Annotated in this window: 16 protein-coding genes and 1 pseudogene; 6 read left to right on the forward strand and 11 right to left on the reverse strand. The window is 64.4% G+C overall.

Annotated elements, in window-relative coordinates:
• The first annotated feature begins 10 nt into the window (after positions 1-10).
• Positions 11-997: a Bug family tripartite tricarboxylate transporter substrate binding protein gene (locus ABIG06_RS21335; RefSeq protein ID WP_370138515.1), complete on the forward strand. Its 987-nt coding sequence runs from the start codon at positions 11-13 to the stop codon at positions 995-997.
• 360 nt (positions 998-1357) lie between these two features.
• Here the strand turns inward: ABIG06_RS21335 and ABIG06_RS21340 are convergent, their stop codons facing one another.
• From ABIG06_RS21340 to ABIG06_RS21360, 5 genes are all read right to left on the reverse strand, one after another.
• Positions 1358-1576, reverse strand: coding sequence for a DUF2158 domain-containing protein (locus ABIG06_RS21340; RefSeq protein WP_124163363.1), 219 nt, complete (start codon positions 1574-1576; stop codon positions 1358-1360).
• A gap of 272 nt (positions 1577-1848) precedes the next feature.
• Positions 1849-2601 carry an HAD family hydrolase gene (locus ABIG06_RS21345; RefSeq protein ID WP_370138516.1) on the reverse strand — a complete coding sequence of 251 codons (753 nt, stop codon included), beginning with the start codon at positions 2599-2601 and terminating at the stop codon, positions 1849-1851.
• Positions 2598-3485, reverse strand: coding sequence for an oxygen-dependent coproporphyrinogen oxidase (gene hemF, locus ABIG06_RS21350; RefSeq protein ID WP_199752310.1), 888 nt, complete (start codon positions 3483-3485; stop codon positions 2598-2600). Before hemF ends, ABIG06_RS21345 begins: the two co-directional genes overlap by 4 nt.
• A gap of 19 nt (positions 3486-3504) precedes the next feature.
• Positions 3505-4137 carry a 7-carboxy-7-deazaguanine synthase gene (queE, locus tag ABIG06_RS21355; RefSeq protein ID WP_370138517.1) on the reverse strand — a complete coding sequence of 211 codons (633 nt, stop codon included), beginning with the start codon at positions 4135-4137 and terminating at the stop codon, positions 3505-3507.
• An 18-nt stretch (positions 4138-4155) separates the two neighbouring features.
• Positions 4156-4614: a tRNA (cytidine(34)-2'-O)-methyltransferase gene (locus tag ABIG06_RS21360; RefSeq protein WP_124163367.1), complete on the reverse strand. Its 459-nt coding sequence runs from the start codon at positions 4612-4614 to the stop codon at positions 4156-4158.
• A gap of 278 nt (positions 4615-4892) precedes the next feature.
• Here ABIG06_RS21360 and petA point away from each other — a divergent pair, with 278 nt between their 5' ends.
• From petA to ABIG06_RS21385, 5 genes are all read left to right on the forward strand, one after another.
• Positions 4893-5423 carry a ubiquinol-cytochrome c reductase iron-sulfur subunit gene (gene petA, locus ABIG06_RS21365; protein WP_035699881.1) on the forward strand — a complete coding sequence of 177 codons (531 nt, stop codon included), beginning with the start codon at positions 4893-4895 and terminating at the stop codon, positions 5421-5423.
• A 62-nt stretch (positions 5424-5485) separates the two neighbouring features.
• Complete coding sequence (gene fbcH / locus ABIG06_RS21370) at positions 5486-7558, forward strand: cytochrome b/c1 (RefSeq protein WP_370138518.1); 2073 nt, start codon at positions 5486-5488, stop codon at positions 7556-7558.
• Positions 7559-7836: 278 nt separating this feature from the next.
• Positions 7837-8511 (forward strand): dienelactone hydrolase family protein, encoded by a 675-nt coding sequence (locus ABIG06_RS21375; protein WP_370138519.1) that lies wholly within the window; start codon positions 7837-7839, stop codon positions 8509-8511.
• A 628-nt stretch (positions 8512-9139) separates the two neighbouring features.
• On the forward strand, positions 9140-11305 hold the full coding sequence (locus tag ABIG06_RS21380; protein WP_370138521.1) for an anthranilate synthase component I: 2166 nt from the start codon (positions 9140-9142) through the stop codon (positions 11303-11305).
• A 149-nt stretch (positions 11306-11454) separates the two neighbouring features.
• On the forward strand, positions 11455-11994 hold the full coding sequence (locus ABIG06_RS21385) for an adenine phosphoribosyltransferase (protein ID WP_018323310.1): 540 nt from the start codon (positions 11455-11457) through the stop codon (positions 11992-11994).
• A gap of 15 nt (positions 11995-12009) precedes the next feature.
• Here ABIG06_RS21385 and ABIG06_RS21390 read toward each other — a convergent pair whose 3' ends face one another.
• The 6 genes and pseudogenes from ABIG06_RS21390 to ABIG06_RS21415 form a co-directional block, all read right to left on the reverse strand.
• Complete coding sequence (locus ABIG06_RS21390) at positions 12010-12339, reverse strand: GIY-YIG nuclease family protein (RefSeq protein WP_370138522.1); 330 nt, start codon at positions 12337-12339, stop codon at positions 12010-12012.
• Positions 12340-12421: 82 nt separating this feature from the next.
• The gene (locus ABIG06_RS21395; RefSeq protein ID WP_370138523.1) at positions 12422-13090 is read right to left on the reverse strand and encodes a hypothetical protein; all 669 of its coding nucleotides are present in this window, start codon (positions 13088-13090) and stop codon (positions 12422-12424) included.
• Positions 13091-13150: 60 nt separating this feature from the next.
• Positions 13151-13903: a hypothetical protein gene (locus ABIG06_RS21400; RefSeq protein ID WP_035699870.1), complete on the reverse strand. Its 753-nt coding sequence runs from the start codon at positions 13901-13903 to the stop codon at positions 13151-13153.
• A gap of 196 nt (positions 13904-14099) precedes the next feature.
• A pseudogene (locus tag ABIG06_RS21405) lies at positions 14100-15303 on the reverse strand (M48 family metallopeptidase).
• Between the two features lie 128 nt (positions 15304-15431).
• Entirely contained in the window at positions 15432-15992 is a 561-nt protein-coding gene (locus tag ABIG06_RS21410) for a LemA family protein (protein WP_370138526.1), read from the reverse strand.
• Between the two features lie 133 nt (positions 15993-16125).
• Entirely contained in the window at positions 16126-17103 is a 978-nt protein-coding gene (locus tag ABIG06_RS21415; protein WP_370138527.1) for a small ribosomal subunit Rsm22 family protein, read from the reverse strand.
• Positions 17104-17144 lie beyond the last annotated feature (41 nt).

The following is a 17144-nucleotide window of genomic DNA, read 5'->3' on the forward strand; positions in this document are numbered from 1 at the left end:
GAAGTTGCCCATGATCGATCTGCCTGTTTCGCGCCGCGCAACGCTCGTCCTGGCCGCCATCGCGATGCTCTTGCCCGCGTCGGGTCATGCGCAGGCAACCTACCCGAACAAGGCGATCCATATCGTCGTGCCGTTCGCGCCCGGCGGCAGCACCGACGTGCTCGCGCGGCGTCTGGGCGACAAGCTCGCCGCGGCCTGGAGCCAGCCCGTCGTGATCGAAAATCGCCCCGGCGCCGGCGGCGCCCTGGGCGCCGACTTCGTCGCCAAATCCGCACCTGACGGCTACACCCTGCTCGCGGGCGTCACCGGCAGCAACGCCATCGCGCAGGCGCTGTACCCGAAATTGCCCTACAACGTGATCAAGGACTTCGCGCCCGTGTCGATCATGGTGACTGCGCCGCTGGTGCTGGCCGTCAATCCCGACGTGAAGGCGAACAGCGCGGCCGAGTTTCTCGCCTTGGTCAAGTCGAAGCCGGGAGCGCTGAGCTTCGGCTCGGCCGGCAACGGCACGTCGATGCATCTCACCGGCGAGATGTACAAGCAGGCCGCCGATGTCTCGATCGTGCACGTGCCCTATCGCGGCAGCGCCGCCATGCTCACCGACCTCATGAGCGGTCAGATCCAGGTCACGTTCGGCGACGTCCTGGTGCTGATGCCGCAGATCCAGGCCGGCAAGGTTCGCGCGCTGGCGGTCACCTCGAAAACGAGACACCCCCTGTTGCCGGATGTGCCGACGCTCGATGAAACGGGGCTGAAGGGATTCGAGGCGCTGTCATGGCAGGGCCTGTTCGCGCCGGCCGGCACGCCGCCCGAGGTGGTGCAAAAGCTGAGCGAAGAGGTGAACAAGATCATGCAGTCCGCCGACATCAAGAACTATTTCGCGGCGCAGGGGTTCTCGGTCGAGGGGTCGACGCCGGAGGCGTTCAAGGCCTTCGTCATCAGGGAAGTGGAGAAGTGGACGCCGATCGTGAAGACGGCGGGCGTCGAGGCGAATTGAGACGAGCTCGCGCGATGTCCTCGCGCCTTCTGCCTGGGTCGCAGTACGCTTGCGGCCCACGCTGGCCTGATGATCTGCGCCGTTCATGCAGCGCGGGGGGATAAGCACCTTGCCGAGCTCGATGAAGATCGCGCGCGAGCGATCGGCGGGATCGGCGATCAACGAGAAGTCGGCGAGAGACTTAAGTCGGCGAGAGCCTTCGGTGTCGTCGCCGCGGAATCCGCGGCATGCGATCGAGATCACATGATCGCGAGGCTTGCGACCGGGGAGGCAAATTGATGCGGACCAGGCATCGCATCCCCATTGGCGCCTCCCGATTTGGTTCCGGAGCGCGCCACCGCGGGATGAGCTGAGGCGGAGCTATTCGTCTTCCTCGTCTTCCTCGTCCTCTTCATCCTCGTCGTCCTCGAGTTCGTCCTCCTCGAGCCGCTCGAGCACGGCGAGCGGCAGCGTCTCGCGGAACAGCTCGCCTTCCATGCCCATCCACAGGCAGACAACCTCTTCGCCCTTCACTTCCGCAACGGTCAGCGGCTGGCCACCGGATTTGAGCATAACGACATCGCCGGCTTTCAAGTCCATGAGGTGGTCCTTTCAGGTAGATCAGACGTGACGCTAGCAAGCCGTTGTGACAGACCGATCACGGGCGCCCCGATCTGGCGCGGCGCGGTGGTCACGCACGAGAGGTTCGAGGGGGCCTGCTGGTTGCGTTGGCCGAACCTTGCGACGATGACACTCTACCCCTGTTTTGCCCGACGGATCAGAAAAAATTTCGGCGAAACGGTAAGTGCTTGAAATTCCAGCAGGCGCTTACTTTGCATGGGGTTGTTTTCGCTGTTTTGTGTCGGGCCTGGTTACGCCTGGTCAGGCAGCAGCTCGCCGAGCGAGCGGATGATGCGGTCTGGCTTGACCGTCGAGCCTTCGGGCAAGCCGTCTCCATGCACGTCCATCCAGATCGAGTAGATGCCGAGACGCTGTGGCGTCACGACTTCCCATTCCAGATTGTCGCCGATCATCCAGGTCTCCTCGGCGGTGACGCCGAGCGCCTCCATCGCGTGCAGATAGGCGCGCTCCTCGGGCTTGCCGAAGCCGTGCTCGCCCTCGATCTGGATGTGGGGGAAGCGATGCGCCAGCTCGAAGCGCTCGACCTTGGCGCGCTGCATGTCGGCGGCGCCGTTGGTGACCAGCGCGAGCTTGATGCCGAGCGCCTTGAACTGGTCGATCGCCTCGTGCGCGCCGGGAAACACGAACATCTCTTCCTCGCGATAGGCGGTGAAGCGATCGGCAAGGCGAATGGCGAGGTCGTCGGGAAGGGCGCGGTGGCCGGCCGCCGCAAGCGCGGCAAAACCGCCCTTGACCGTCAGGTGCCGCGCTTCGGCAAGCTTCATCCGCCACGCCGCTTCCGCATTCGCCCAGAAGTTTCGCGCGAAAGCCAGCACCGCGGTGGCGACCTGGGCCGGCGGCAGCGGCGCGAGCTCCTCCGCAAACTCGTTCGCGATCGTGTTCCAGGCGATCTCCGGCCGGCCATAGGCCGACAGGATGGTGTCGTCCATGTCGATCAGCATGGCGCGCGGCAGCGGCCTCACTGCGAGCTTCATCGTGGTCATGGCCACTTCACCTCCGGGGGCAGCGACGACAGGATGGAGTCCACATTGCCGCCGGTCTTGAGTCCGAAGATGGTGCCGCGGTCGTAGAGCAGGTTGAACTCGACATAGCGGCCGCGCCGGATCAGCTGCTCCTCGCGATCCTCCGCGGTCCAGCCTGTCGCGAAATTGCGCCGCACGATCTCAGGATAGATCTTCAGGAAGGCGCGGCCGACGTCCTGGGTGAAGGCGAGGTCGGCGTCCCAGTCGCCGCTGTCGTGCCAGTCGTAGAAGATGCCGCCGATGCCGCGCGCCTCTTTCCGGTGCGGCAGGTAGAAATACTCGTCGCACCACTTCTTGTACTTGTCATAGTCGGCAACGCCGTTCGGCTGCGCGCAGGCCTGTCTCATCGCGGCATGGAAGGCGATCGTGTCGGCATCCTCCTGCGTCCGCCTTCGCTCCAGCACCGGCGTGAGGTCGGCGCCACCACCGAACCAGGCCTTGGTCGTGACGACGAAGCGGGTGTTCATGTGCACGGCGGGCACGTTCGGGTTGCGCATATGCGCGATCAGCGAGATGCCGGAGGCCCAGAACTTCGGATCTTCCGCGGCGCCCGGAATCTGGGCGCGGAATTCAGGCGCGAACTCGCCGTGCACGGTCGAGCAGTGCACCCCGACCTTCTCGAACAGGCGGCCATGCATCATCGACATCACGCCGCCACCGCCGGCCGCGCCGGTGTGATCGGTGCGCTGCCAGGGCGTGCGCTTGAAGCGGCCGGCTTCGCCGGGATAGAGGCTTTGCGGTGCGTCATCCTCGAGCCGCTCGAAGCTCGCGCAGATGTCGTCGCGCAAACGTTCGAACCAGGTGCGGGCGCCGGCTTTGCGGTCGTCTATCGTTGAGGCGTCCATCTGCATTCGCGGTCGCGTCCTATCTGATGCCGAGCGATTTATGCGTCTGCACGCTGAGCCGCCATTGCGGATGGCGCAGGCAGTAGTCGATCGCCTGCGCAGTGTTCCTGATGACCTCGGGCCCGTCCATCGGCTGCAGCGAGAAGCGCTCGAAGGCGAGATGCTCGAACGTCTCGGGCGCGGCGAGCGGCTGGGGATAGACCAGCTTCAGCTCGTGGCCCTTGCGGAGGACCAGCTCGCTGCCGCCCTTCGGGCTGACGCAGATCCAGTCGAGCCCTTCCGGCGCAGGGATCGTGCCGTTGGTCTCGACGCCGATCTCGAAGCCGCGGGCGTGGAGCGCTTCGATCAGCTCGGCATCGACCTGGAGCAGCGGCTCGCCGCCGGTCAGCACCACGTAGCGATTGCCGCCTGAGGCGGTCCATTGCGCGGCAATGGTGTCCGCAAGTTCCACGGCCGAAGCATAACGGCCGCCGAGGGTGCCATCGGTGCCGACGAAATCGGTGTCGCAGAACTTGCAGGTCGCGTCGGCGCGATCGGCCTCGCGGCCGCTCCAGAGGTTGCAGCCGGCAAAGCGGCAGAACACGGACGCGCGCCCGGCATGGGCGCCTTCGCCTTGCAGGGTCAGGAAGATTTCCTTGACCGCGTAACTCAATCGTCTCTCCTCAACCTGTCAGACTTGCGGGTTCCGGATCTGCCGCAGCGCCTCGCCTGCGGCCATCGCCGCGCTCATCGCCACATTGAGCGACCGCAGCCCCGTTTTGATCGGGATCACCAGCCGCGCATCTGCGGCCTCGACCACTGCGTCCGTGACGCCGGCGCTCTCGCGCCCGAATAGCAGGATGTCCGACGTCTGGTAATGAAAATCGCGGTAGTCGGTCGCAGCCTTGGTGGTGAACAGCAGCAGCCGATAGCCCCGTGCGGCGCGCCAGTCCTCGAATTTCGCCCAGGAGTCATGGCGGGTCAGCCTGACATGGTCGAGGTAATCCATTCCCGCCCGGCGGAACAAGCGGTCGGAGACGGGGAAGCCCGCAGGTTCGATGATATGGGCGGACATGTCCAGACAGGCGCAAAGCCTGAGAATCGTGCCGGTGTTCTGAGCGATGTCAGGCTGAAAAAGCGCTATCTGCATGGGCCGTGTCGGGGGTCGATGCGGGCGAGAATGTCTCAATAAAACATCGGCCGCCCGGGAATTGGTGCATGGCACGCTCCCACGCCGTTAGCGGGCTTGCGCTCGCCCGGCAAGGGTGCCAATAGAACGATTCTGGACTGCTGTTTCACCCGTTTAGAGGTGAACAAGCCAAGTTCTGCCGCCGCGGGGGGCCGCGGGCGCCGGCAGCCTTTCCGGGGACCTCTTGGGCGCCCCTCGGAGCGGTTCCACCGGTAGCACAAGAAGAAAGGGTTGGAATCGTGACGACAGCGTCTTCGGCGGACCATCCGACACGCCGTGATTTCTTATTCGTTGCAACAGGGGCAGCTGCAGCAGTAGGGGGCGCGGCTGCGCTCTGGCCCTTCATCTCCCAAATGAATCCTGACGCCTCGACCATCGCCGCCGGTGCGCCGATCGAGGTCGATCTCAGCCCGATCGCGGAAGGGCAGGACATCAAGGTATTCTGGCGCGGCAAGCCGATCTACATCAGCCACCGCACCAAGAAGCAGATCGACGAGGCGCGCGCCGTCAACGTGGCGAGCCTGCCAGATCCGCAGACCGACGAGGCCCGCGTCAAGTCCGGCCACGAGCAGTGGCTGGTCGTGATCGGCATCTGCACCCATCTCGGCTGCATCCCGATCGCTCATGAAGGCAATTACGACGGGTTCTTCTGCCCCTGCCATGGTTCGCAGTACGATTCGTCCGGCCGCATCCGCCAGGGGCCCGCGCCCTTGAACCTTCCGGTTCCGCCGTACCAGTTCGTTTCCGACACCAAAATCCAGATCGGCTGAGCCTCGGACTTTCGTCCGAAGCTTCGCGCCGTCTCGTCGTACTATTTCCTCAGGATCGCATCATGAGCGGACCATCCGACTACCAGCCGAGCAATCCGGCCCTGCAATGGATCGAGCGGCGTCTGCCGATCTTTGGTCTCATGCATTCGTCTTTCGTTGCCTATCCCACCCCGCGCAACCTGAACTATTGGTGGACCTTCGGTGCCATCCTCTCTTTCATGCTGGGGATGCAGATCCTGACCGGCGTGATCCTGGCGATGCACTACACGCCGAACGCCGATCTCGCCTTCAAGTCGGTCGAGCTGATCGTTCGTGACGTGAACTACGGCTGGCTGCTGCGCAACATGCACGCGGTCGGTGCCTCGATGTTCTTCGTCGCCGTCTACGTCCACATGTTCCGCGGCCTCTATTACGGGTCCTACAAGGAGCCGCGCGAGGTGCTGTGGATCCTCGGCGTCATCATCTACCTCCTGATGATGGCGACGGGCTTCATGGGCTACGTGCTGCCGTGGGGCCAGATGAGCTTCTGGGGTGCCACCGTCATCACCAACCTGTTCTCCGCCTTTCCCTATGTCGGTGAGAGCATCGTGACGCTGTTGTGGGGTGGCTATTCGGTCGGCAACCCGACGCTGAACCGCTTCTTCTCGCTGCACTATCTCCTGCCCTTCGTGATCGCGGGCGTCGTCGTGCTCCACGTCTGGGCGCTGCACGTCGCCGGTCAGAACAACCCTGACGGCGTCGAGCCGAAAACGGAAAAGGATACGGTGCCGTTCACGCCGCATGCCACCATCAAGGACATGTTCGGCGTCGCCTGCTTCATGCTGCTGTACGCCTGGTTCATCTTCTACATGCCGAACTATCTCGGCGACGCCGACAACTACATTCCGGCGAACCCGGGCGTGACGCCGCCGCACATCGTGCCGGAATGGTATTACCTGCCGTTCTACGCGATCCTGCGCTCGATTCCGGACAAGCTCGCCGGCGTCATCGCGATGTTCGGGGCGATCATCATCCTGTGCTTCCTGCCCTGGCTCGATAGCGCCAAGACGAAGTCGTCGAAGTACCGTCCGCTCGCCAAGCAGTTCTTCTGGATCTTTGTCGCGGTCTGCATCCTGCTCGGCTATCTCGGTGCGCAACCGCCGGAAGGCATCTACGTCGTTGCCGGCCGGGTCCTGACGTTCTGCTACTTTGCCTACTTCCTGATCGTGCTGCCGCTGCTCGCGCGCATCGAGAAGCCGCGGCCGGTGCCGAACTCGATCTCGGATGCAGTCCTGGCCAAGACCGGGAGCAGATCGACACCGATGGTCTCGACCGCGATCGTGCTGGCGCTCGCAGGTTCGTTGCTCGCGGGCTCGATCGACAGCGCGAAAGCATCGGAAGGCAGCGACACGCCGCCGGGCAACAAATGGTCGTTCTCGGGCCCTTTCGGTACGTTTGACCGCGCGGCGCTCCAGCGTGGCCTGAAGGTCTACAAGGAGGTCTGCTCCAGTTGCCACGGCTTGTCTTACGTCGCCTTCCGCAACCTCGCAGAGGCCGGCGGGCCCGGCTATTCTGTGGCGCAGGCGTCGGCGTTTGCTTCCGAGTACAAGGTCAAGGACGGCCCGAACGATGCGGGCGACATGTTCGAGCGTCCCGGCCGGCCGGCGGATTATTTCCCCTCGCCATTCCCGAACGAGCAGGCCGCGCGTGCCGCGAACGGTGGTGCGGCGCCGCCCGACCTGTCACTGATCACCAAGGCGCGCTCCTACAAGCGCGGCTTCCCCTGGTTCATCTTCGACGTCTTCACCCAGTACCAGGAGCAGGGGCCTGACTATGTCACCGCCGTGCTCCAGGGTTATGAGGAGAAGGTGCCGGAGGGCGTCACCATCCCGGAGGGGTCGTACTACAACAAGTACTTCCCGGGCCACGCCATCAAGATGCCGAAGCCGCTCAGCGACGGCCAGGTGACCTATGACGATGGCTCGCCGACCACGGTCGCCCAGTACGCCAAGGACGTCACCACGTTCCTGATGTGGACTGCTGAGCCGCATATGGAAGCGCGCAAGCGCCTCGGCTTCCAGGTCTTCGTGTTCCTGATCATCTTCGTGGGCCTGATGTATTTCACCAAGAAGAAGGTCTGGGCCGACTCGCACTAGCCGCGCGAGACTCGATGAAATGAAAAGCCCCCGTAAGGGGGCTTTTTTGTTGGCTTCGTCTGTGTCCCGGACACGCTGCAGCGTGCAACGCTGCTGCGCAGAGCCGGACCCAGCGTGCTCGTGGCTGGGCCCCGGATCAGCAATGCGCCACGCCGCGAAGGGCGGCGCACTGCATTGCATCCGGGGCACGAGAGTGTGTTGCTTGGCGCGATTGCGTATCGCTCGCTCAACCGCCAAGATACCGCCAACCGCTCCCCCAAAACTCATCGGAGGACACCATGGGAACCAGCATCACCTTCAAGCGACCGGACGGCAAGGACGCCTCGGGCTATCTCGCCAGCGCCGCGCGCGGCAACGCGCCGGGCGTGGTCGTGATCCAGGAATGGTGGGGCCTGTCGGACCAGATCAAGGGTCTGTGCGATCGCTTCGCGCTGGCCGGCTTCGATGCGCTCGCGCCCGATCTCTACAAGGGCAAGGTGGTGCCCTATCACGACACGGACAGCGCCAACAGGGAGATGAACTCGCTCGACTTCATGGACGCCACCACGCAGACCGTGCGCGGTGCCGCGCAATATCTTGCGCGCAACGGCGCCAAGGTCGGGTTGACCGGTTTCTGTCTCGGCGGCGCCGTGACCATCATCGGCGCGACCAAGATCCCGGAGCTCGCGGCGGGCGTCGTGTTCTACGGCATCCCGCCCGAGCAGGCGGCCAAGCCTGCCGACGTCAAGATCCCGCTCCAGGCCCATTTCGCCAACAAGGACGATTGGTGCACGCCGGACCTGGTCAATGGCTTCGAAAAGGCCATGAAGGCCGCCGGCAAGTCGCTGGAGCTGTTCCGCTATGACGCCGAGCACGCCTTCGTCAACGAGCAGCGCCAGGCTGTGCACGACCGCGCAGCCGCCGAGCTCGCCTGGGGCAGGGCGACGGAGTTTTTCAGGAAACATCTGGGGTAGGGGCCGTCGGCGGTATCCGCGAGAGCGGCTTTTCGCTCAGGTGCATACCACCTATACTGATTGCGTTCTGCTATTATGCCCGGTGGAACGGGGCTGGAGCCATCATGGCCGAGTCAGACCCGCAAGAAGATGTCGCTAAGGTTGCAAGCCATACCTTGGCGTATCCGCGTTCGCTGGACAGGAAAATGGACCTGGTGCTCGAAACTCAGGGGCGCCATACCGAGCGTTTTGGGACGTCTGGAGCGCGACGTTGCCGAGGTGCGCAGGGACCTGACCGAAATCAAGAGTGATATCGCACTCTTGGAAAACAAGACTCTGACCACAGACAGAAATTCTATCACTGTTGCATCGTATCGAGCAGTCAACGGTCCCAGCGATTGATCAGTTTGAGGATATGCCGCCCAGCCGGTAGGTTGGAGGCGCCACCCTTGACGCCGTCCCCGCGCCATGGTGAGTATCCGCCCATGAGCACCGCCGTCCGCCCAGCCCGTCTTTGGTGGCGCACCTCCTGACGAGGTGGCCGGTGCGATTACTTTTCCCAAAATCGCTAGAGGTCGCCAGCACAGCGCGGCGGCCTTCTCGTTTGTCCTGTGTGGCGTTCCCTCGGCAAGTCTCGTAAGAGGACCACATGAACAGGACAGTCTTCGCCCTCCCGGCCAGAAGCGACTACGTGACCCGCGCAGGCCTCGCGATCACGCGCGTGGCGGAGCAGTTTACCGGCGGCGCCAACAGGCTCGACGACCTCGTCAGCCTGCTCGACCGCCGCCGCGGCGTGGTGCTGTCCTCGGGCACGACCGTGCCTGGGCGCTATGAGAGCTTCGACCTCGGATTCTCCGATCCGCCGCTCAAGCTCGAGACTGTGGGGGTCAATTTCAAGCTGGAAGCGCTGAACGAACGCGGGCAGGTGCTGATCGCCTTTCTCGCCGACGTCCTGCGCGAGCCCTGCGTCGTGATCTCCGAACGCACCGCTTCGCGCCTTGCCGGCCACATCATCCGCGGCGCTGCGCCGGTCGAGGAGGACCAGCGCACGCGCCGCGCCAGCGTGATGTCGCTGGTGCGTGACCTTGTCGCCGCCTTCTCCGCCAATGACGACGGGCTGCTCGGTTTGTTCGGCGCCTTCGCCTACGACCTCGTGTTCCAGATCGAGGACCTCGTGCAGAAGCGCCCGCGCGAGGCCGACCAGCGGGACATCGTGCTCTATGTGCCCGATCGCCTGTTGGCCTATGACCGCGCCACCGGCCGCGGCGTGGTGCTCACTTACGATTTCGCGTGGAAAGGCAAATTCACCGGGGGCCTGCCGCGCGAGACCGCCGACAGCCCGTACTTGAAGACGCCGCGGCAGGGCTTTGCCGATCACGCGCCCGGTGAGTATCGGGCGACCGTCGAGACCGCGCGCGCGGCGTTTGCCCGCGGCGATCTGTTCGAAGCCGTGCCGGGCCAGCTCTTCGCCGAGCCCTGCGACCGCTCGCCGGCCGAGGTTTTCCAGCGGCTCTGCGTCATCAACCCGTCGCCCTATGGTGCGCTGATGAATCTCGGCGAGGGCGAGTTTCTGGTCTCGGCTTCGCCGGAAATGTTCGTGCGCTCGGACGGTCGCCGGGTCGAGACCTGCCCGATCTCGGGCACGATCGCGCGCGGCGCCGACGCGATCGGCGATGCCGAGCAGATCCGCCAGCTGCTGAACTCGGAGAAGGACGAGTTCGAGCTCAACATGTGCACCGACGTCGACCGCAACGACAAGGCACGTGTCTGCGTGCCCGGCACCATCAAGGTCCTGGCGCGCCGCCAGATCGAGACTTACTCAAAGCTGTTCCACACCGTCGATCACGTCGAGGGCATGCTGCGCCCCGGCTTCGACGCGCTCGACGCCTTCCTCACCCATGCCTGGGCGGTGACCGTGACAGGCGCGCCAAAGCTCTGGGCGATGCAGTTCGTCGAGGATCACGAGCGCTCTCCGCGGCGCTGGTATGCGGGGGCGATCGGCGCGGTGAACTTCGACGGCAGCATCAACACCGGTCTCACCATCCGTACCATCCGCATGAAGGACGGTCTTGCCGAGGTGCGCGTCGGCGCGACCTGCCTGTTCGATTCCGATCCTGCCGCGGAAGACCGCGAATGCCAGGTCAAGGCCGCCGCGCTGTTCCAGGCGCTGCGCGGCGATCCGCCAAAACCGCTGTCGACCTTTGCACCCGATGCCACCGGCTCGGGCAAGCAGGTGCTGCTGATCGATCACGACGACAGCTTCGTGCACATGCTCGCCGATTATTTCCGCCAGGTCGGCGCCAGCGTCACGGTGGTCCGCTATGTGCATGCGCTCGAGATGCTCAAGCAGAAGAGGTGGGATTTGCTGGTGCTGTCGCCCGGCCCGGGCAGGCCCGAAGATTTCGGGATCAAGAAGACCATCGATGCGGCGCTGGAGAAGAAGCTGCCGGTGTTCGGCGTCTGCCTCGGCGTGCAGGCGATCGGCGAATATTTCGGCGGCGAGCTCGGCCAGCTCACCCATCCCGCCCACGGCCGGCCCTCGCGGGTGCAGGTGCGCGGTGGTCGCCTGATGCGCAATCTCCCGAACGAGATCGTCATCGGCCGCTATCATTCGCTCTTCGTCGAGCGCGACAGCATGCCGGAGGTGTTATTAGTCACCGCCAGCACCGAGGACGGCGTCGCCATGGCGCTCGAGCACAAGACCCTGCCGGTCGCCGGCGTGCAATTCCATCCGGAATCGCTGATGTCGCTCGGCGGCGAGGTGGGCTTGCGTATTGTCGAAAACGCGTTCCGGCTGGATGCTGGTGCGAATTGAGTAAGGACCGTCATTGCGAGGAGCTCGCGACAAAATTGCGAAGCAATTTTGCGCTGGCGACGAAGCAATCCAGACTGTTGCCGCGGAGAAGATCTGGATTGTTTCGCTTCGCTCGCAATGACGGTGGAAAAGCCAAAGCGAGATAGCCAATGACTTTTGACCACGATATCAAGGCCAGCGTCCGCACCATCCCGGATTATCCGAAGCCCGGGATCATGTTCCGCGACATCACGACCCTGCTCGCGGACGCGCGCGCGTTCCGCCGCGCGGTGGACGAACTCGTCAACCCCTGGGCCGGAAACAAGATCGACAAGGTCGCCGGCATGGAGGCACGCGGCTTCATCATCGGCGGAGCGGTGGCGCACCAGCTCTCGGCCGGTTTCGTGCCGATCCGCAAGAAGGGCAAGCTGCCGCACACTACGGTGCGCATCGCTTACTCTCTGGAATACGGCATCGACGAGATGGAGATGCATGTCGACGCGATCCAGCCCGGCGAGCGAGTGATCCTGGTCGACGACCTCATCGCCACCGGCGGCACCGCGGAAGGCGCGGTAAAGCTGCTGCGGCAGATCGGGGCCAACGTGGTCGCGGCGTGCTTCATCATCGATCTGCCCGAGCTCGGCGGCGCCGCCAAGCTGCGCGCGATGGACGTGCCGGTGCGCACGCTGATGACGTTCGAGGGGCACTGAGAGGCTGCCGCGACCTTAGATCGCCTCGGCCTTTAGCTCGGCCCGCCAATGCAGCAGGCGCTCCTTCAGGAGTGGGTTCCTGATATAGGCGGTCTCCTCGTCCAGACGCTCGCATTCGCCAAAGGTCAGGCCGGCCTCGCCATGCGCGTTCCATGCGGCCTGGAGGCTGCGGCTGGTGTGGCTGCCCTGGCGCAGCGAGAACCAGATGCGGTTCTGGATCGTCTCCAGGTTCGGCGCCTGGCCGACCCAGGCCTGGCCCGACGCCGCGCAGCGCACGACATAGATGCCGGCGATGGTCTTGCGCTCCTTGTAGGCGGCAATCGCTGCTTTCCGGTCGATGGTCACGGGACGGCCTGGCTGAAGTGAGGATGCGGATAGCCTCACTAGCGGCCGATCCGCCGCGCGTCAATATTGCCCGGATAAAAAATCAGGATCGCTGCAGGATCAGGTTGAGCTCGAGCTCACGGAAGGCGATGTAGTTCCGCCGGGTCCACTGATGCAGCTCGGTCGAGGAATCCTTTTCCTGGCGTAGATAGCCGGTGAAGGAGAAGCTCAGCCGGTCGATATAGGTCTTGAGGAAGCCTGGCAGCGCGGGCAGGCGGAACAGACGGCCGCCCTCCATCGCAGGCGGCAGCTCGCCGCGCACGACATATTCGTTGTCCACCGTGATCAGGTTCATGCGCGGGATCTGCCCGCGCAGCATCTCATGGGCGCGAGCCGAGACGCGGTCGGTGTCGGCGACGAACAGGATCTGCGGTGTGACATGGCGACGTGCCGCCTCCTTCAGAAGGCCGATCTCGTCGGTCATCTTGAAGAACTCGTCGAAGGCGTGGAAGCCGAGGTCGATCACCTTGGCAATGCCGTCATCGAGGATGACGCGGTCCATCAGCTGCATCTTGCCGTAGGTGTCGATCACGTCGGCGGTCTCGGTCACCTTCGGTAGGTAATCGAGCAGCGACGGCTCTTTCAGGTTGACGTCGAATGCCGCGACGTTGCCGTTCTTGAGCAGCAGGAATTCGCTCAGGAGCCGCGCCAGCAGGGTCTTGCCGACCTGCGGGCGAGGCGAGCAGATGATGTAAACGGGCGTTGCGGGCATCGACAGCTATATCAGGCCAACTCACCGCCCAATCCAGCCGTATCAACCCGGCATGCGCAACTATTTTTCGCTGTTGCGGGTCACCGGCTTCGAACCGACGATGTCGGTCAACCGGATGCGGTCGAACTCGCTCCAGACATTGGCCAGCCAGTGCCGGACATAGCCGCGCAGCACGAAGGAGTAGTTCGCGGCTTCGTCGTTGATGCCCTTGTTGGCGACGAATTTCAGGAACGGGACGGAGGAGACCTCGACCTGCTCATAGGCCATTTCGTTGAGCTTGGGGATGGTCAGCTCGGTCGCGTCCTTGATGCGGTGGAAGTAGGAATTGTAGGTCGCCTGGTCCCACTGGAAGAACTGGGTGTCGTTGATGAAGTTCTTCACCAGGAAATATTTCGCGCCGCTCATGAAGCCCGCGGTCTCCGCGATCTCCTCCAGCGAGGCGATCGAGGGACCCAGGATGTGGAACACGGCAAAGGTGATCTGCCCGGCCTTGGCGGCATCGAGGAAGCCGATGTCGCGCAGCGAGGCGAGGGCCGGCGAGAGCAGGCCGGCGCGGACGTCGATGACGGTCACCGACGGACTCACTGCATTGAGCGTGTCGAAGATCTTCATCTGGTCCGCCGTCGTCGTCATGTCGACGATCTCGGTGATATCGGGGTGGAAGCGCTTCAGGGTTCCGCGCGGAGACTCCGTATCGAACGCGCGCGTCGGCACGTTGTTGGCTGAGAAATAATCGAGCAGGGTCCGCGATACCGTGGTCTTGCCGACCCCGCCCTTGTCCGCGCCCACCACAACCACTGCCGGCTTTGCCATTGCTGTCCCCTAACGCGCGCCCCCGATCGCGAGGTCGCAATCGGCCGGGCCCCAAGTCGATGTCCCGAGTCTGCTGTTGGGCGCGAACATGGCAGAAACAAGGGAGAATTCAATTCCTTGGGCCCCAACTACGGCAATTCCCGAGGTTTTTCCTGATCACCAGGAAACCCGCCACGAATAGCGGTAAATCACGCCCTCAATGGCGGCCCCAGGGTCCCATCGGATTTGCCAGGGGATCCTGAGGGGCCTGGAGCGGGCACGGGCGGCGGATTGGCCGGGCGGCCTGTGTCGCTCCACGGCCCATGCGGCAGCGGCTGCGCATCCTGCGGGGTGGCCTGCGCCTCTGGTTGTTCCGTCTCGGGCTGATCCGTCTCTTCAGCGGGGTCCGGCAGCGGACCGGGGTCATGGCCGCCGGCGAACTTGACCAGCGCGTCGACCCGGGACTGCACCGACGGATGGGTCGCGAATAGATCGGCAAAGCCCTCGCGCGGATTGTCGACGCAGAGCTCCATCACCGCCGAGGTCGCGCCCGGCAGTTCGCCGCGACCTTCGATCTTACGCAACGCCGAGATCATCGCATCAGGATCTTTCGTCAGCTCGACGGAGCCCGCGTCGGCGAGAAATTCACGCGACCGCGACAGCGCGAGCTTGACCACCTGGGACAGCAGCCAGGCCACCACGATCAGCACGACCGCGATGATGATCACGATCACCGCGCCGCCGCCGGAGCTCTTGCTGTCGCTCGATGACGAGGACGACCGGGACGAGGAGGACCCCGAGCCCCCGGAGCTCCAGTTGAAGTTCGTGAACAGGCGGAAGAACAATTCGCCGAAGAATCCGACGACGCCGGCAATGATGACGGCGACCACCATGAGCTGCACGTCGCCGTTCTTGATGTGGGTCAGCTCGTGGCCCAGCACTGCCTCGATCTCCTTGTCGTCCAGCGCGTCAAGGAGACCGGTGGTGACGGTGATGGAGTATTGCCGCGGATTGAGGCCGGTCGCGAACGCGTTCAGCGCCGGGCTCTCCATGATCTTCAGCTTCGGCATGGTGATGCCGCGCGAGATGCAGAGGTTTTCAAGCAGGTTGTAGAGCTGCGGTTGCTCCTGACGGGTGACGTCGTGGCCGCCCGTCACGGCATCGATCATCGACTGGTGGAAGAAATAGGCGATCACGACCCAGACCGCCGCCGCGATCGTCGCGACCGGCGCGGCCTTGAGCAGGTCGGTGAAGGCGCGGCTCAGATAGTAGGTGACCGTGCCATTGCCGTCGATGATGACCTCCGCGACCAACGCGCCGGCATAGACCAGCACGTAAACCAGCATGAACAGGCCGGTGAGCAGCAGCATCGAACGAAACTTGTTCGAGGCAATGTGCGTGTAGAGACCATACGCGGCCATGGCTGCTTCCGTTTAATCACCGTCATTCCGGGGCGCGCCAACGGCGTGAACCCGGAACCCAGAGGTTGGTGATCTCGATGAGATTCCGGGTTCGATGCTGCGCACCGCCCCGGAATGACAGCTCTTAATCAGAACTTCACCTGCGGCGTGGCCTCGACCTCGGTACGGCTGGCGCCGAGATCGAAGAAGTCCTTCCTGGTGAAGCCGAACATGCCGGCGAACAGCGCAGCGGGCATCTGCTGGATGCCGGTGTTGTATTCCTGGACCGCGTTGTTGAAGAAACGGCGGCTCGCCGCGATCTTGTTTTCGAGGTCGGAGAGCTCGGATGCGAGCTGCTGGAAATTGGCATTGGCCTTGAGGTCGGGATAAGCTTCCGACAGCGCGATCAGCCGGCCGAGCGCGCCGGAGAGCTGGTTCTCGGCTGCGGACACCTGCGCCGGGCCCTGCGCCGACATCGCCGAATTGCGCGCCTTGATGACGTCGTCGAGCGTGCCGCGCTCGTGCGAGGCATAGCCCTTCACGGTCTCGACCAGGTTGGGGACCAGGTCGTGACGCTGCTTGAGCTGCACGTCGATGTCGGCAAAGGCCTGGCCGACGCGCTGGCTCAGCGCTACCAGGCGGTTGTAGGCGCTGAAGGCGAACAGCACGAGGACGACGATGACGCCGAGAACGATCCAGCCGGTCGACATGGAGAACTCCTGAAGAGGAAAGAAGACGGGCGCCAGGGTAGACCAAATTGGCGCTGAACGAGAGCCCGAGGGGGAGGTAAGATTTGGTCGGACCGGGAGCCATCCGAGTTCAAGGCGAAAGCCCTTAACGAGGTTAACTTTCGGCAACAACGGCATCGCCCCAGCGCCAGCGCCGGGCACGTGCATAGGCGGTCTTGTCGCGGCGGGGCACCTTCGCAAGTTCAATGTCGCCCTGGGTGCAGAGCCTTGCCGCGATCTCGGCCTTGCCGACATTGGGCGGCGCCAGCACGCGCGCGGCGCGGGCGGCAGGCGGCGTGCGGGTCAGGGCCACGTAGATGAAGCGCTCGTCCTCGAACGGGACCTCGGCACCCTTGATCTGGCGATGCGCTTGCGAGCGCGGCAGGCGCTGGCTGAAATGGCACCAGTCGGGCGGAGTAAGCGGGCAGGGCTTTTCGTGCGGGCAGGGCGCGGCGACGTAGGCGCCGGCCGCGATCAATTGCTGGCGCAGTGCGAGGATGCGGGCATAGCCGGCGGGCGTGCCGGGCTCGATTACGACCAGCGCGTGGCGCGCCTTCGCCCACATCGCCTCGGCGAGCGCGCGCTGCTCCGTCTCGCTGAGCTCGCCGATGACGTAGCTCGCAACGACGAGATCGGCTGGCGAGACCTCCATGAGGTTGCCGCTGGCGTCACCGGGCAGATAGCGGCACTCCGCGAGTCGCGAGCTGTCACGCGCCAGTTCGAGCGCGAGCCGGCTCAGCGTGGCATTGGCATCGAGCAGCGTGAAGTCTTGCAGCGAGGGAAAGGCCTCCGCCGCGGCCCAGCTCGCGGTGCCAGGGCCGGCACCGACGTCGAGCAGCGTTTCCGGGGCAAGGTTCGGTGCGATCTCGGTCAGCGCGTTCAGGCTTGCGGCGACCGCCGCATAGGTCGCCGGCATGCGCGCAAGCGCGTAGGCGAGGGCATCGGCTTCCGACTTGATCGTGCCGGAGCCGCCGCCTGCGCGATAGCTGGCCGAGATTTTCTGGGAGCGCTGTGCGGCATCGCTACGCGAGAAGCCCTGAAGCTTGCCGTCGAGGGCCGCTTTCAGTTCGGCGGGCAGGGTGGGTGAGATCATGTCGGCCCACCGTCATTCCGGGGCACGACGAAGTCGCGAAC

The sequence above is a fragment of the Bradyrhizobium sp. USDA 326 genome (assembly GCF_049739485.1).
GTDB lineage: Bacteria > Pseudomonadota > Alphaproteobacteria > Rhizobiales > Xanthobacteraceae > Bradyrhizobium.

Bases quoted from the DNA above. Each gene is read 5' to 3' on its own strand.
- ABIG06_RS21380 (WP_370138521.1), top strand. From the start codon at position 9,140: ATGAACAGGACAGTCTTCGCCCTCCCGGCCAGAAGCGACTACGTGACC.
- ABIG06_RS21385 (WP_018323310.1), top strand. From the start codon at position 11,455: ATGACTTTTGACCACGATATCAAGGCCAGCGTCCGCACCATCCCGGAT.
- ABIG06_RS21335 (WP_370138515.1), top strand. From the start codon at position 11: ATGATCGATCTGCCTGTTTCGCGCCGCGCAACGCTCGTCCTGGCCGCC.
- ABIG06_RS21395 (WP_370138523.1), bottom strand. From the start codon at position 13,090: ATGCCCGCAACGCCCGTTTACATCATCTGCTCGCCTCGCCCGCAGGTC.
- ABIG06_RS21375 (WP_370138519.1), top strand. From the start codon at position 7,837: ATGGGAACCAGCATCACCTTCAAGCGACCGGACGGCAAGGACGCCTCG.
- ABIG06_RS21415 (WP_370138527.1), bottom strand. From the start codon at position 17,103: ATGATCTCACCCACCCTGCCCGCCGAACTGAAAGCGGCCCTCGACGGC.
- ABIG06_RS21360 (WP_124163367.1), bottom strand. From the start codon at position 4,614: ATGCAGATAGCGCTTTTTCAGCCTGACATCGCTCAGAACACCGGCACG.
- fbcH (WP_370138518.1), top strand. From the start codon at position 5,486: ATGAGCGGACCATCCGACTACCAGCCGAGCAATCCGGCCCTGCAATGG.
- ABIG06_RS21340 (WP_124163363.1), bottom strand. From the start codon at position 1,576: ATGGACTTGAAAGCCGGCGATGTCGTTATGCTCAAATCCGGTGGCCAG.
- hemF (WP_199752310.1), bottom strand. From the start codon at position 3,485: ATGGACGCCTCAACGATAGACGACCGCAAAGCCGGCGCCCGCACCTGG.
- ABIG06_RS21345 (WP_370138516.1), bottom strand. From the start codon at position 2,601: ATGACCACGATGAAGCTCGCAGTGAGGCCGCTGCCGCGCGCCATGCTG.
- ABIG06_RS21400 (WP_035699870.1), bottom strand. From the start codon at position 13,903: ATGGCAAAGCCGGCAGTGGTTGTGGTGGGCGCGGACAAGGGCGGGGTC.
- ABIG06_RS21410 (WP_370138526.1), bottom strand. From the start codon at position 15,992: ATGTCGACCGGCTGGATCGTTCTCGGCGTCATCGTCGTCCTCGTGCTG.